13 protein-coding genes are annotated in these 15,022 nt (G+C 67.4%); 3 read left to right on the top strand and 10 right to left on the bottom strand.

All coding sequences use genetic code 11. The features are described 5' to 3' along the window. Positions 1-152 precede the first annotated feature (152 nt). Entirely contained in the window at positions 153-962 is an 810-nt protein-coding gene (locus FGL91_RS06505) for a tryptophan-rich sensory protein (protein ID WP_153243413.1), read from the bottom strand. A gap of 88 nt (positions 963-1,050) precedes the next feature. Beyond that, positions 1,051-1,617 (bottom strand): TetR/AcrR family transcriptional regulator, encoded by a 567-nt coding sequence (locus tag FGL91_RS06500; protein ID WP_153243412.1) that lies wholly within the window; start codon positions 1,615-1,617, stop codon positions 1,051-1,053. Between the two features lie 96 nt (positions 1,618-1,713). Between FGL91_RS06500 and FGL91_RS06495 the strand changes: the two genes are divergently transcribed. Next, positions 1,714-2,556 carry an alpha/beta fold hydrolase gene (locus tag FGL91_RS06495; RefSeq protein WP_153243411.1) on the top strand — a complete coding sequence of 281 codons (843 nt, stop codon included), beginning with the start codon at positions 1,714-1,716 and terminating at the stop codon, positions 2,554-2,556. A gap of 72 nt (positions 2,557-2,628) precedes the next feature. On the opposite strand, the gene FGL91_RS06490 is transcribed toward FGL91_RS06495, so the two are convergent. From FGL91_RS06490 to FGL91_RS06455, 8 genes are read right to left on the bottom strand one after another with little or no spacing between them, the layout of a single operon-like run. Further along, the gene (locus FGL91_RS06490) at positions 2,629-4,719 is read right to left on the bottom strand and encodes an iron ABC transporter permease (protein WP_227991942.1); all 2,091 of its coding nucleotides are present in this window, start codon (positions 4,717-4,719) and stop codon (positions 2,629-2,631) included. Next, positions 4,716-5,747 (bottom strand): iron-siderophore ABC transporter substrate-binding protein, encoded by a 1,032-nt coding sequence (locus FGL91_RS06485; protein ID WP_153243410.1) that lies wholly within the window; start codon positions 5,745-5,747, stop codon positions 4,716-4,718. Before FGL91_RS06485 ends, FGL91_RS06490 begins: the two co-directional genes overlap by 4 nt. Before the next feature lie 31 nt (positions 5,748-5,778). Continuing rightward, on the bottom strand, positions 5,779-6,609 hold the full coding sequence (locus FGL91_RS06480) for an ABC transporter ATP-binding protein (RefSeq protein ID WP_153244683.1): 831 nt from the start codon (positions 6,607-6,609) through the stop codon (positions 5,779-5,781). A 4-nt stretch (positions 6,610-6,613) separates the two neighbouring features. Continuing rightward, positions 6,614-7,576, bottom strand: coding sequence for a siderophore-interacting protein (locus tag FGL91_RS06475; RefSeq protein ID WP_153243409.1), 963 nt, complete (start codon positions 7,574-7,576; stop codon positions 6,614-6,616). Then, positions 7,566-8,366, bottom strand: a complete 801-nt coding sequence (locus tag FGL91_RS06470) for an ABC transporter ATP-binding protein (protein ID WP_153243408.1) — start codon at positions 8,364-8,366, stop codon at positions 7,566-7,568. Before FGL91_RS06470 ends, FGL91_RS06475 begins: the two co-directional genes overlap by 11 nt. After that, positions 8,363-9,445 carry a FecCD family ABC transporter permease gene (locus tag FGL91_RS06465; RefSeq protein WP_153243407.1) on the bottom strand — a complete coding sequence of 361 codons (1,083 nt, stop codon included), beginning with the start codon at positions 9,443-9,445 and terminating at the stop codon, positions 8,363-8,365. The genes FGL91_RS06470 and FGL91_RS06465 overlap by 4 nt, the downstream gene beginning before the upstream one ends. Then, entirely contained in the window at positions 9,442-10,485 is a 1,044-nt protein-coding gene (locus tag FGL91_RS06460; RefSeq protein ID WP_153243406.1) for a FecCD family ABC transporter permease, read from the bottom strand. Before FGL91_RS06460 ends, FGL91_RS06465 begins: the two co-directional genes overlap by 4 nt. 33 nt (positions 10,486-10,518) lie before the next feature. Next, the gene (locus FGL91_RS06455) at positions 10,519-11,544 is read right to left on the bottom strand and encodes an iron-siderophore ABC transporter substrate-binding protein (RefSeq protein ID WP_047523281.1); all 1,026 of its coding nucleotides are present in this window, start codon (positions 11,542-11,544) and stop codon (positions 10,519-10,521) included. A 790-nt stretch (positions 11,545-12,334) separates the two neighbouring features. On the opposite strand from FGL91_RS06455, the gene FGL91_RS19385 reads away from it, so the two are divergent. Beyond that, positions 12,335-12,571 (top strand): NYN domain-containing protein, encoded by a 237-nt coding sequence (locus FGL91_RS19385; protein WP_194239329.1) that lies wholly within the window; start codon positions 12,335-12,337, stop codon positions 12,569-12,571. Then, on the top strand, positions 12,564-14,855 hold the full coding sequence (locus FGL91_RS06445) for an NACHT domain-containing protein (RefSeq protein WP_153243404.1): 2,292 nt from the start codon (positions 12,564-12,566) through the stop codon (positions 14,853-14,855). The genes FGL91_RS19385 and FGL91_RS06445 overlap by 8 nt, the downstream gene beginning before the upstream one ends. Positions 14,856-15,022 lie beyond the last annotated feature (167 nt).

The following is a 15,022-nucleotide window of genomic DNA, read 5'->3' as shown; positions in this document are numbered from 1 at the left end:
GGCTCGCCGTTCGTAACTCAGGAATAACCTGCGACCGGGGACGGTGTCGGCGTCGTGGGGGGCGATGCGGCGCGGCCTTCCTGAGTTGTGCGCGTCGTTCACAACTCAGCAAGAACTGCCGGAACCGACCCGGAAATCAGCCCACGCTGCGCTCAGCGCGACGATTCTGAGGAGTTGTGCACAGCGCGCGTCCGACGCAGCACCGCGACGACACCGGTGACGACGAGCAGCACGGCCACGATGATCGCGGCGATGGCGGTCGGGGTGCTCTCCGGCTCCCCGGTCAGTCGTCCGACCGCGAGCCAGGCCAGTCCCCACGCCGTCGCGAGGGCGGGAGCGATCCGGCCGGTGGCCCACGCCGCCGCGGCACCGATCGCCAAGACGACCACGAGCACGGCGATGGCCCAGGCGTCCGCGGCCTCGGCCCAGCTCTCCGGAGCGAGTTGGGTGAGCCAGGCAGCGGTGTTCGCGACGGTGGCGATCGTGACCCAGCCGAAGTGCAGTCCGTTCGCGCCGTCGGTGAGGATGCGATCCGCGACGGTCCGCGCCGGGAAGCGGCCGAGCACCACGATCACGCGGGCGAGCACGACGAGCAGCAGCGCGATCACGACGACCGTGAGCCACAGCGTCAGGTACCTCGCGGTCACCAGCCACAGCCCGTTCAGCACCATCGACACCGCGATCCATCCACCGACCGCCCGCTGACGGGGATCCTGCCGCTGCGCCGGGAGCGCCTGCCACACCGTGTAGGCGATGAGTCCGAGGTAGATGAGCGACCAGATCGAGAACGCCGGTCCTGCCGGAGCGAGGTAGGAGCCCTGTGCCGAGAGGGCTCCGTCCTGCAGGTCGTCGACGGATGCCCCGCCGAACGCCCCCGCTCCGATGGTGGCGGCGATCAGCATGAACGTCGCCGACGCGATGACCAGGGTCTGCCGGCCGATGCCCTTCGTACGTGAGTCCATGGTCACGACGCTACGGCGCGGTGAGCCGACACGCATCGGGGTTGACACCGAGGCGGTATTTCGCTAACCAGGTTAGGGAAACACTCACTCAGGCCCGGGTGAATGCCGCATCGATCAGGACCTCCGCGGCGCCGCGCGCCTGCACCGCCACCGACGGATCCTTCGAGATCGCCGCCGTGCTCTGCGCACCCTCGGCGAGGATCGACAGCTGTGCAGCGAGCGCCGCAGGTGCACCCGTGTCGGCGACCAGGCCCGCCATGTACTCCTGGAACGATGCCTTGTGCGTGCGCACGATCTCTGCGACCTCGGCGTTCGTGCCCCCGAGCTCGCCGAACGCGTTGATGAACGCGCAGCCGCGGAAGTCGTCGGCGCAGAACCAGTTCTCGAGGTATTCGTAGACCGCGAGGAGACGCGCGCGCGGGTCGTCGCCGGCATCCGTCACGGCTCCCGAGAGCCCGGACTCCCACTGGGCGTGCTTGCGGGCGAGGACAGCGGCGACGATGTCGGTCTTCGCGGGGAAGAGCGCATAGAGGCGGCGCAGCGACACTCCGGCCGCGGCACGCAGTTCATCCATGCCCACCGCCGCGTATCCCTTGCGGTAGTAGAGCTCCTCCGCGGCGGTGAGGATGCGTTCACGGGCCTCGTCTTCGGTCATGTCCAGAAGTCTACTTGACACGAGAACGAACGTTCTCTAGATTGAACACATCGAGCGAGAACGACCGTTCTCCTCTCAACCGAAAGGACCCGGATCATGGGCTACATCACCGTCGGAAACGAGAACAGCACCCCGATCGAGCTCTACTACGAAGACCAGGGATCGGGTCAGCCCGTCGTCCTGATCCACGGGTATCCGCTCGACGGACACAGCTGGGAGCGTCAGACCCGCGAGCTGCTCGCCCAGGGGTACCGGGTCATCACCTACGATCGGCGCGGCTTCGGCGGATCCTCCAAGGTCAACGTCGGGTACGACTACGACACGTTCGCCGCCGACCTCAACACCGTGCTCGAAACCCTCGATCTGCGTGACGTCGTGCTCGTCGGCTTCTCGATGGGCACCGGAGAGCTCGCGCGCTACGTCGCCACGTACGGCCACGACCGCGTCGCGAAGCTCGCCTTCCTCGCCTCGCTCGAACCCTTCCTCGTGCAGCGCGACGACAACCCCGAGGGCGTGCCGCAGGAGGTCTTCGACGGCATCGAGGCCGCCGCCAAGGGCGACCGCTTCGCGTGGTTCACCGACTTCTACAAGAACTTCTACAACCTCGACGAGAACCTGGGCTCGCGCATCAGCGAGCAGGCCGTCACCGGGAGCTGGAACGTCGCGATCGGCAGCGCCCCCGTCGCCGCCTACGCGGTCGTCTCGTCCTGGATCGAGGACTTCCGTGGGGACGTCGAGGCCGTGCGCGCCGCCGCCAAGCCCACACTGATCCTGCATGGCACGAAGGACAACATCCTCCCGATCGACGCGACCGCGCGCCGTTTCCACCAGGCGGTGCCGGATGCCGACTACGTCGAGGTCGAGGGAGCCCCGCACGGTCTGCTCTGGACCCACGCCGACGAGGTCAACGCGGCGCTGAAGGACTTCCTCCAGAAGTAACCCCCGTTCGAATCGCGCAAATGGCCTCATCCCGTCAGGGAATGGGGCCATTTGCGCGATTCGAAGCCGGGCCTACGCGTCGCGCGAGCGCCAGAGCAGCCAGACGAAGTACGGGGCTCCGATCAGCGCCACCACGAGTCCAGCGGGAAGTTGCGCGGGGGCGATGACGGTGCGCCCGATCGTGTCCGCGACCCCCACCAACAGACCTCCCAGCAGCACGGCGACGGGAATCACCCTGGCGTGCGTGGCCCCGACGAGCGCTCGTGCCGCGTGCGGGGCGACGAGTCCCACGAAGCCGATCACGCCGATCGCCGTCACGCTGAGCGCTGCGAGCACCGCCGCCACGACCAGCAGCGTCAGACGCACGGGCTCGAGGCGGATGCCGACGAGCCTCGGGGTGTCCTCATCGAGGGCCAGCACGTCGAGCTCGCGACGGCTCATCACCACGAACGGCAGCGCGATCACCAGCACGAGCGCGAGGGGCAGCACCTGATCCCACACCCGGCCGTACGTCGTGCCCGAAAGCCAGGTGTAGATCTTCGGGGTGTCCCAGGGGTTCGACCGCAGCAGGAAGAACGTCGTGAGCGAGACCGAGAAGTACGAGACACCGATGCCGATCAGCAGGAACCGGTCGGCGTTCAACCCGCCGCGCCACGACAGCAGATAGACGAGGGCGAAGGCGAGCAGCGCCCCGGCGACGGCGCCCGCGATCATGCCCGCAGTGGACGAGACGGCGCTCGTGATCACGAGCACGGCACCGAGTCCGGCACCGCCCGTGACACCGAGGATGCTCGGGTCGGCCAGCGGGTTCCGACTCACCCCCTGGATGATGGTGCCGGACAGCGCGAGCGCCCCACCGGCGACGAGCGCGGCCACGATGCGCGGCGCGCGTTCGTCCAACGCGAAGGCGATCACCGGCGGCGCCTCGCCCTGCAGCCACAGCGCGATGTCGCCGGTCAGCAGCCATGTGTGCCCGGCGAGCAGGCCGAGGAGCAGCACCCCGACCACCCCGAGCACCACGACGGCCAGGGCGATGCGGAACCGCAGCCGGCTGCGCACTCCGAACCGCACCCGCGGAGGCTCCCGTGTGGGACCGGCGTCGCGCAGACGCCGTGCCATGAGCACCAGCACGATCGCTCCGAGGAGTGTCGTCGCGACTCCGGTCGGGATGAGGATCGCCGCCTCGGCCCCGATGATCGCTCGCAGCAGAGCATCCGAGAGGATCACGACGATCGCGCCGAGCAACCCGGCGGCGGGGATCAAGAGCAGGTGGCGGTTCAGGCTCGGCACGACGCGCGACAGCAGGCGGGCGAGCACGGGCGCGCACAGTCCGACGAAACCCATCGGCCCCGCGAGCGTCACCGACACCGCGGTGAGCGTGACGGCGAGCAGGATGCCGATGGCCCGGGTCGAGCGGATCGGCACGCCCAAGGACGATGCCGTGTCGTCGCCGAGCGCCAGGATGTCGAGCCGCCGTGCCAGCAACAGCGCCGCCCCGGTCACCACGACCACGACCGGGGCCGCCTGGAGGAACGCGGTCAGGCCGAGCTGGGACAGGCTGCCGCTTCCCCACGCGAGCAGACCCTTCGTCTCCTCGTCGAACAGGATGAGCAGGGTCGAGGTGCAGGCCTGGAACGCGAGGGCGAGGGCCGTCCCCGCGAGGATCAGCCGCGTGGTGGACGAGCCCGCACCGCCGGCGAGTCCGAGCACGATCCCCGCGGCGAAGAGGCCGCCGGCGAACGCGACGGCGCCCGACGCCCACACCGGCACCGCGATGCCGAACGCCGCGAGCGCCGTGACCGCGAGGTACGAGCCGGCTGTCACGCCCAGGGTGTCCGGCGAGGCCAGGGCGTTGCGAGCGAGCGACTGGAGGAGGATGCCCGCCACGCCCAGCGCCACGCCCACGGCGATGCCCGCGGCCAGGCGCGGCACCCGCGACCCCCACAGCACGTCCGGGTCGGCGAAGACGGCACCGCTCGTGCCCTGGGTGAGATGCCAGCAGGCCACCGCGAAGAGCACCACGGCGAGGGCCACGAGAGCCCCGATGCCCGTGAGCAGAGCGTGCGGTCGGCGTCCCTCCGCCTCGTCGAGCGCGACGACGGGCACCGGATGCGCCGGCTTCGTCGTCGCCGCCGCGTCATCGAGGCGAAGGGCTCCCGTCACTTCGAGAGCACCTCGACGTAGCCGTCGATGATCTGCTGGGTCGAGCGCGGTCCGCCGAACGTCCAGATCCCGGCAGGGAACGCGGTGAGGCGGTCATCGGCGACGGCGGGCAGCGAGGTCCAGGCCGGGTTGCCCTGCAGAGCGTCGATGAAGCTCTCCGACTCGGGGTCCTCCGTGCCCGTGTAGAACAGGCTGGCGTCGCCGACCGTGGTCATGCCTTCGACATCGGTCTGTCCGAGGCCGTAGGTGGGGTCGACCTCGCCGGTCCACGCGTTCTCGAGACCGAGCTTCTCGCCGATCTCACCCACCAGCGAGCCCTGGCCGAACGGGCGCAGAGCGACGTTGCCACCGTCGACCCAGCCGTCGAAGAACACGAACTCCTTCGTGGGCAGATCCAGATCGGCGAGTTCGGCCGAGGCCGCGTCGAGGTGCTCCTGGAACTCGTCGGCGACCACCGCAGCGCGCTCTTCGCGTCCGGTCACCTGGGCGATGAGGTCGAGCGTTCCGAGCATCTTCGCGATGGGGTCGGCGGCATCCGCACCGACGGTCGCGAGCACCGGCACGTCGTAGGCCTCGAGCTGGGAGACGATGGGGTCGTCCGCGGCGCTGACCTCGACGATCACGAGGTCGGGCTCGGTTCCGAACAGCGTCTCCAGGTTCGGCTCCTGCCGGGTGCCGACGTCGGTCACGCCCTCCGGGAGCTCTTCCGCGGTGACCCACGTGCTGTAGCCCTCGGCGTCGGCGACCGCGACCGGCGTGATGCACAGCGACAGCGCATCCTCGATCTGCTGCCACTCCAGCACCGCGATCCGCTCGGCGGGCTTGTCGAGCTCGACCGTGCGACCGAGGTCGTCCGTGACGGAGACGGCGCCGGTCGAAGTCGCGGTGGTGTCGTCGCCGCAGCCCGCACTCGTCGAGCCCGAGGCGTCGGGGTCGGCGGCGGTGGGAGCCTGGGTCGTGCCACAGCCGGCGAGGGCCATCACGAGCACGCCACCGAGGGTGATCAGGGCGAGGGACTTCTTCTTCATTCGGTTCTTCCTCCGGGAGGTGTGAGGGGGTTCAGGATGCCGCGGGGGTCCGGTGTCGGCGGTGGTGCCGACCTCGCGGGAGCACCCGCACGAGGCCGGTCTCCTCATCGATCTCGGTGTCGATGCGCAGGCCGTAGACGGTGGAGAGGTTCTCGCCGGTCAGCACCTCGGCGGGAGTGCCGGCCGCGTGCACTCGCCCCGCGTGCAGCAGCACGACGTCGTCGGCGACGGATGCCGCGTGGTCGAGGTCGTGCAGCACGACACCGAGGGCGGTGCCATGGTCGTCGGCGAGCTCGCGCACCAGGTCGAGCGTCTCCACCTGATAGCGCAGGTCGAGGTGGTTCGTCGGCTCGTCGAGCAGCAGCACGCCGGTCTCCTGCGCCAGCGCGGTCGCCAGCCACACGCGCTGCAGTTCGCCGCCCGAGAGCTGGTCGACGGGACGGGCAGCCATGGCGGTGAGTCCGGTCAGCTCGAGTGCCCGCGCGACGGCGGTGCGGTCGGCGTCGCTGACACCGGAGAAGCGACCCCGGTGCGGGTGACGACCGTACGCCACGACGTCGGAGACCTCGATGCCGGAGGGATGCGGCCGCGATTGCGAGAGCATCGCGACGGTCTTCGCGAACTCCTTCGCCGAGAGGGCGGCGGCGTCGCGCGTCTCGTCACCGCCGATGCGCACACTCCCCGCCTCGATGCGGTGCAGGCGGGCGAGCGCGCGCAGGACGGTCGACTTGCCGCTGCCGTTGGGGCCGATGAGAGCCGTCACCCTTCCGGGGGCGAGGCGCAGCGAGACATCGTGCACCACCCGGGCACGACCGTATCCGAGCACGAGGGATTCGCCCTGCAGGGCGTGGGTCTGCGTCATCATGTCAGCCCCGCATCGCGACACCGCGGCGCCAGTAGCCCATGAACGCCACCTGCCCGCGGTCGATGCCGAGGTCCTTCACGAGGTGTCGGCGCAGAGTGGTGACCACGCCGCTCTCCCCCGCGATCCAGAAGTAGCGCTCAGCCGGGGCATCGGCGGCGGCGATCTCCTCACCGAGGCCGGAGTACGCCGGCGTCTCCCACAGCAGGTCCTCGCCGTCGATGTCCTTCACGCGGATCTCGTCCGAGGCGTCGGCGTCGCCGAGGTAGCCGAGGACCGCAGGGATCAGGTGCAGGCCGTGCGGCTCACCGGCGTCGCGCGGCAGCCAGTGCACCTCGACACCGGTCGGTGCATCGATGCGCAGCACGTCGGCCGGAGTCGGCACCTCGATGAACGCGACACCGCGTAGCCCGCGAGGGGCGTCCTCCAGGATGCGGGCGATCGCCGGGGCCGCCGTCTCATCCCCCGCGAGCACGACCGAAGGAGCACGTCCGGGGTGGAACTCGGCACCGCCGTGCGTATCGACGCCGAGGCCGCGACGCGGTCCGACGAGGTACAGCTCCTGCCCGACCGCGGCCTGGTCCGCCCACAGCGACGCGGGGCCGGTCAGCCCCGGCTCGAGGTGCAGCACGAAGTCGACGTCGACCTCGGTCCCGGTCTCGTCGTCGACCCGGAGGTCCCGCACGGAGTAGGTGCGCATCGAGCCGCGCTCCTCTTCCGGCACCGCCAGGAACGCCTGCCACCAGTTGTCCGATGCGCGGTCGAGCTCGGGCAGCACCCCGGATGCCGGCGGGAAAACCAGCTTGATGCGGCTGTCGAACACCTCGCCCGGGGTCCCGAACTCGTACAGGTCGTCCCCGCCGAAGGTCACCCGCACGAACGAGGGCGAGACCCGGACCACGGCGCGCACCTCGGCGCGGGTGAGGATGTAGGTCGGACGCTCGGTCGTGGTCGTCTCAGCGGACATGATGCCTCCCGATGGGTGTGACCATCGGCGTACCGGAGACCGGGTCGATGGTGATCTGATTGGCGAGGCCGAAGACCTCTTCGACGAGGTCGGCGGTGACGACCTCGTGCGGGGCTCCCGCTGCATGCACCCTGCCGTCCTTCATGGCGACCAGTTCGTCGGCGTAGCGGGCGGCGAGGTTGAGGTCGTGCAGCACCATGACGATGGTCGTGCCGCGTGACACGCTCAGGTCGGTCAGCAGGTCCAGCACCTCGACCTGGTGCGCGACGTCCAGGAACGTGGTCGGCTCGTCGAGCAGCAGGATGTCCGTCTCCTGCGCGAGAGCCATCGCGATCCAGACGCGCTGCCGCTGTCCGCCCGAGAGCTCGTCCACGCTGCGGTCGGCCAGATCGGAGATGCCGGTCGCATCGAGCGCGTCCGCCACGACCTCGTAGTCGTGCGCGCTCCACCGCGCGAGCATCTTCTGGTGCGGGTGCCGCCCTCGACCGACCAGGTCGGCGACCGCGATCCCCTCGGGCGCGATGGGCGATTGCGGCAGCAGACCGAGGATCCGCGCGACCTCCTTGGTCGGACGGGAGTGCACCGAGGCGCCGTCGAGCACGATCTGCCCCGCGGTCGGCGAGAGCAGGCGGGCCAGCGAGCGCAGCAGCGTCGACTTGCCGCAGCCGTTCGCGCCCACGATCGCGGTGATGCGTCCAGGAGCGATCTGCAGGTCGAGGCCGTCGATGACGGTGCGGTCGCCGTACGCGAGCGTCACCCCCTCGGCCGACAGGCTGTGCGAGACGGTCATAGCGAACCCCCGGAGCGGTTGGTGCGGATGAGCAGATAGATCAGGTACGGCGCACCGACCACGCCGGTGATGACGCCGACGGGATAGCGGGTGCCGAAGGCGAACTGGCCGATCAGGTCGCCGGCGAGCACGAGCACGGCGCCGACGAAGGCCGACGGCAGGAGCAGGTTCGCCCCGGGCCCGGTGATGCGGGCGGCGATGGGGCCCGCCATGAACGCGACGAAGGCGATGGGGCCGGTGGCCGCGGTCGCGAACGCGAGCAGCGCGACCGCGCCGAGGATGAGCAGCAGGCGTGTGGCGTCGACGCGGACACCGAGTCCGGCGGCGGAGTCGTCGCCGAGCCGGAGGGTCCCCAGCGCGCGACCCTGCGACAGCATCAGCGGCACGATGATCGCCGCGGCGATCGCCATCGGCAGCACCCGCTCCCAGGACGCGTTGTTGAGGCTTCCCGTCAGCCACTGCATCGCGGTCTGGATGTCCCAGTTCGCCGCACGGGAGAGCAGGTACGAGATGACGCTCTGCAGCATCGCCGCGACACCGATGCCGATCAGGATCAAGCGGGTGCCGGCGAAGCCGCCCTTGATCGCGAGCAGATAGATCGCCAGGGCCGTGAGCACCGCGCCGGCCAGCGCGAGCGCGGAGACGACCGGGCCGTTGACCGACAGCACGATGATGCCGAACACGGCCGCGGCGCCGGCACCGTTCGAGATGCCGATGATGTCGGGCGAGGCGAGCGGATTGCGCAGCATCGTCTGGAAGCAGACGCCCGCCATGCCGAACGCGAACCCGGTGAGGACGGCGAGCACCGCCCGCGGCAGTCGCAGGTCGCCGACGGTGAAGGAGGCGCCGGGCACGCTCTCACCGAGGATCACGCGGATCACCTCGTCCGGTGTGTAGAACGTGTTGCCCACCATCAGAGCGATCGCGAAGAGGGCGAAGACCAGGACTCCGAGGACGATCGTGGCCGTCGCGTGGCGACGGTGGCGCGAGCGACGCCCTGCGACGATCCGGGCGATCCGCGCGGATGCGGACTCCTCGTCGCGGGCGAGGGTGTGTTCCGTGTGCTCGGTCGTGGTCACAGCTCACGCACCTTCTGCCGACGGACGATCCAGATGAAGAACGGGGCTCCGATGATGGCGGTGATGATGCCCACCTGGATCTCCTCGGAGGAGGGAGCGATCACGCGACCGACGATGTCGCTCGCCGTCAGGAGTGCGGCACCGGCGATGGCCGAGAACGGGAGCAGCCACCGGTGGTCGGTGCCGACCAGGAGCCGGCACATGTGCGGGATCACGAGGCCGACGAACCCGATGGGTCCGGCGATCGCGGTCGCGGCACCCGCGAGGATCACCGCACCCAGCGCCGAGACCATGCGGGTGCGGAGCACATGTTCGCCGAGTCCCTTCGCCATGTCGTCGCCGAGGGCGAGCGAGTTCATGCCGCGCGCACTCAGGAAGCAGATCAGGGCGCCGAGCGCGAGGACGGGAGCGGTGATCGCGATCCGCGGCCACTCCGCCCCACCGACACCGCCGATCTGCCACGACTGGAACGTCTGCAGCAGGTCGACGCGCGGCAGCATGATCGCGCTGATCAGCGAGGCGAAGGCGGCCGAGGTGGCGGCCCCGGCGAGCGCGAGCTTGAGCGGCGTCGCGCCTCCGCGCCCGAGGGATCCGACGGTGTACACGAAGACGGCGGCGGCACCGGCGCCCACGATCGCGAAGGTCATCTGCCCGTAGGGGTCGGCGAGACCGAAGAACGCGATGCCGCACACCACGGCGAGCGAGGCGCCGTTCGAGACACCGAGGATGCCGGGGTCGGCGATGGGGTTCCGCGTGACCGCCTGCATGGTGGCTCCGGAAAGCGCGAGTGCCGCGCCGACGAGGAGCGCGAGGACCGTGCGGGGGATGCGCTTGACGATCGCGGCCTCGGCGATCGTGTCGGTGTGACCGGCGAGGGCGGCGACGATGTCGTCGAACGAGACCGCGCGCACGCCGAAGGCGATCGACATGACGCTGAGCACCAGGAGCACGACCACCCCGAGGAGGAGCCACAGGGTTCGCGCCAGCGCCGGGCGCCGCAGGTCTGCGGCACCCGGCGCGAGGACGGTCGCTGAGGTCACTGAATGCTCATTCCGCGGGAGCGGATCGAACGACTACGACGCCAGCGGGCCGGCCAGGATCGCGAAGTAGTCGCCGAGTCCCCACGGGATCGACAGCGGCGACGGGTTGGCGGAGGCCGCGATCGGCGTGGCGTTGGGCAGGATCGCGATGCGCCCCTCGGCGATGGCCGGGATCTTCGACAGCAGCGGATCGGCCTGCAGAGCAGCGACGGTCGAGTCGTCACCGTAGGTCACGAACAGATCCACATCGTCGAACTTCTGCGCCTCCTCGGCGCTCACCTCGAGGTTGAACAGCTCGGTGTCCTTGTTCTCCTCGACGATCGACGGGAAGGGGAGACCGAGGCTGTGCAGGAATCCGGGTCGCGTGTCCGCCGCCGTGTAGAAGCCGATCGTGCTGAGGTCGCTCGGGTCGAAGTACGCGAAGAGGACCTTCTTGTCCTTCAGGACGCTGTGCTCGTCGAGGGCGGCTTCGGACTCGGCATGCAGCTCTTCGATCAGGGCCTTGCCTTCGTCCTCGAGCCCGAGAGCTTTCGAGTTCATCTCGACCATCTCATCCACCGAGGTGCCCCAGGCGACGTCCGGGTAGGCGACGACCGGCGCGATCTTGGAGAGGGTGTCGTACTCCTCCTGCGTCATGCCGGAGTACGAGGCGAGGATCACGTCGGGCTCGGTGTCGGCCACGGCTTCGTAGTCGATGCCGTCGGTCTCGTCGAACAGGACAGGTGTCTCGGCCCCCATCTCCTCGAGCTTCTCCTCGACCCACGGCAGCACGCCGTTGTCGTCGTCGTCCCCCCACGTGACCTTGCTCATCCCGACCGGCACGATGCCGAGGGCCAGCGGCACCTCGTGGTTCGCCCAGGCGACGGTCGCGACCCGCTCCGGCTTCTCGGTGATCGTGGTCTCGCCGTAGACGTGCTCGATCGTGACGGGGAAAGCGTCGTCGGAGGCGGGGTTGCCCCCGGCGGAGGACGTCGACTCCGGCGCGGACGAGGCGCAGGCGGAGAGGCCGACGGCGAGCGCGGCGGCTGCGCCGAGGGCGAGGAGACGGGAGGTGCGCACAGGCGTTCCCTTCGATTCGGGGTGGGAGTGTGGCGCAGACCGCGCCCGGCATTGGTAAGCCTCGCCTAATCTAACACGGAGGTTAGGGTGACCTCACCTCCGCTCCGGATTTCGAATCGCGCAACTGGCTTATCCCACGCCTCACCCGAGCGACCGAGTGATGTTGACCAGAACACTCAACTCAACCGACGTCACTATGACGGGGCGCAGCGAGGTCGGCGCCCAGTCCTCTATGCGCAAGCCGTAGCATTACGCCATGGTAGTCATGGATACGAGCGGGGTCTGTCTGATCGCTGTGGACTACGACAACGCATTCCCCCCGTCAACGAGTTTTACCGCGGAGGAGGTCAGCCAACGGGTGACTAGATGGCTCCAACTCCTTGAAAGCCTGCTTCCGTCCATAAGCCAGTTTGAAGTCAGGCTTTATGGAGGCTGGTACGATGATCTTGATCTGAGCCGCAGGGGTAGCGAAGTGGCTGCCGTTCTCCCAGAGCTCCCCCAATTCCCTCGGACTTTACCGACCGGGCGAATCCTACGCGGAATCATCGAAATGGCGGGGGCACCAATTTTCGGCCCCACGGCCCCCCTTCTTGAAACCTACCGCGTGCGCGGCTCTCTTCCTAGGGTACGGGTTGCGCCACGGCCCCTACCTGACTCGTGCACACACGAAGCCTCCGCCGCCTGCCCGGCGATGGCACTAAAGTCTTTCACTCGACACGGGTCTCGCGAGTGCCCCGTCCCGGCCTGTTCCTCAACGGCCTCCGACGTTTTCGTTTCTCACGAACAAAAGATGGTCGACACCATGATCGCGACGGATGTTGTCGCCGCATCGTTGACGCCCGACGGATATGAAGCAATCGTAGTCATCTCAGGAGACAGCGACTTCGTTCCCCCGATGCTTACGGCGCATCGACTAGGAGAAGCTCACATTATTCAAATTTGCCCACGAGAAGACGAACGGGCCGACCGTGCAACCGCTCTACTAGAAGCCGAAGGCGTGACCGTGATCGAGGAATCCCATGAATGAGTTCACCGAAGTGGCTGAAGACCTTGCTGCCTTCGCCGATGAAGAGTCGGATGCGGCTGTCGACTCCGACGGCAGCTTCATTATCCAGCGCAACGGCGCCGAGTTGAGCGGCGTCTTCCGGCGTGATGCTGGCGGCGCACTATTGGTTGACATCGACGGAACAACCATTACCTATCGTCGGTTTCTCACACATACTCTGGCTCGCTTGGACATCCTGGCGCAACGGTTGTCGGAACGACGTACCGGAGTGAAGGGATTCATCGACGCGCCGGTGACACTCCAACGCGCTGCGGAGGATATCTCCACCGGGCTTGCGCTCGATGTCCTCCATCGGCAGTGCAAAGACCTCCCGCCCTTCGCCTCGCGTGTGACCTTCATCACCGCTGACGCCGGCCACGGAAAGACCGCACTACTGCGCGAACACCAGTATGTGCAGGCGCAACGGTTCCTCCGCAATGAATCGCACTACCTGTTCTGGCATCTTGACCTCCAAGGGCGCCAGCTCCTGCGACTGTCGGAAGCACTGATGGGAGACTTGGCTGAGTTGCGGCTAGCCGGACTGTGGATGCCAGCCGTCGTCAGACTAATGCGACATGGGGCGCTCGTCATCGGAATCGATGGATTCGACGAGCTTGCAGCGGAGCAAGGAGGCTCGGATGCCCTCGGCGCACTAGCGTCACTCGTCTCTCAACTTCGCGGGCAGGGGGCAGTGGTAGCTGCATCGCGACGAACGTTCTTTGACACCGACGACTACCTCCGTCGCGGAGGAATCATCCGACGAGGAGTGCCCGACCCTTGTCAGTTCGATCAGGTGGAACTGCAACCGTGGACTGGCGACGAAGTTCGACAGTACCTCGGGAAGGTCAGGGTTGACGGACGAACGGTGCACGACGCGGATCAAATGTACGGGGATATGGTCGCCGCGCTGGGCGGGGACGCTCAGCACCCGTTGGTAACGCGCCCTTTTCTCGTGACGCAAATCGCGCGCGCCACCCTCCTATATGGGGTGTCACCAAACGAGTTTCTTCGCGCCCCTGATGACCCTTACAGCGGAGTCGCCGCCGTAGTTGAAGCATTCGTCAAGCGGGAGGTCTCAGAGAAGTGGAAGGTTCGCGAAACCGGCGAGCCGTACCTTAGCGAAGAGCAGCACCTCCAATTGCTCTCTGATGTAGCTGAGGAGATGCACCGAAGCCAGAAAGACAGGCTTTCACTGGACATTATCGAGACACTGACCGCACTCTTACTCGATCAGTGGAAGATTGATACGGGGCTCCGGCAGCAAATAATTGAGATGGTCCGAATGCATGTGCTGCTTGTCGCCCCGCCCGACGGAGGAGCAACATACAGAAGCTTCGATCATCCCGAATTTCGCGACTACTTCATCGCATACGCACTCCGCGCGCGGCTCGAGAAAGTGATGCAAGGCCATCCGACCCACGAGCTGGGCCGCTTCCTTAGCATCTCGCAGCTAAGTGACTCCACCGCACGATATGCGTGCTCGATGTTGGACCGAACTCAGGACTCCGTCCAAACTTTCCTCGCCGCCATGGAAGAGTATCTCACAGCGGAATGGAAGCCAACCTACCTGCAGCTAAACCTGGGCACCTTGATTCCGTTCATGGTCAATAATGCAGATTTCTCGGAAACGGTGCACTTTGGAGGTGGAGTTGTCTACTCGAGCCTCGCCCTTGAGAACACCACGATCTCCAACGTTACTCTTTCCAACGGCACTTTTGTCAATGCCTCACTTCGAGGGATCGATTGGCGGGGTGTCAAGCTGGAGAACTTTGCGCTTGGCGAGCTGCAATTGGATTCGCATTCTCGATTGGAATTTGTTGAGCTATCCAACTGCAAGGTAGACGGCGTCCGATTGCAGATCGAGGATGGGGAGGAGGCACGGGAGTACGCTCCTCAGCGCATCGATCAGATTCTCCGCAACGTAGGGTTCACCTTCAACACCGAGCAATTGCCGATCGACGGACTCCTGCCACCCGAGGACGCATTAGAGGTCAAGCTACTGCGAAAGCTCCTACGCATGTTCAACCGGACAACGATCGTCTCTGATGAGTCCCTCCGCATCCGATTCGGCAACGACGCGATCACCCTCGAATCGCTGGTGATTCCGTTCCTCGTGGATCGCAAGGTTCTGACCCCGCGCAAGTGGCGGGGGTCGGGCAACCATAATGCCTGGACACTTGGGGTTGGACTGGACGATCTACTCGCAGCGGAGGGAAACGATACTGCGCTCGGGCAAGTGTGGTCCGACATCGCGGCACAGCGATAGTGACAGTTCAGGCTAGATCGAAAGACGGACGAGCATCACGCGAGCTCGTGCCGAGTGCTACCCCGCCCGCTGCGAGTGACATCGACAGACAGGCGGGGTGGCCCTCACTTCCGAATCCGATTCTCGTACCGCGCACCGGGTTCGACGCTCGGCCCGGATAGGGCCAT

The sequence above is a fragment of the Microbacterium sp. CBA3102 genome, from assembly GCF_007954505.1.
Lineage (GTDB): Bacteria > Actinomycetota > Actinomycetes > Actinomycetales > Microbacteriaceae > Microbacterium > Microbacterium aurugineum.
The sequence above is the reverse complement of the archived record's forward strand: the minus strand, read 5'-3'. Positions and strand labels throughout refer to the sequence as shown.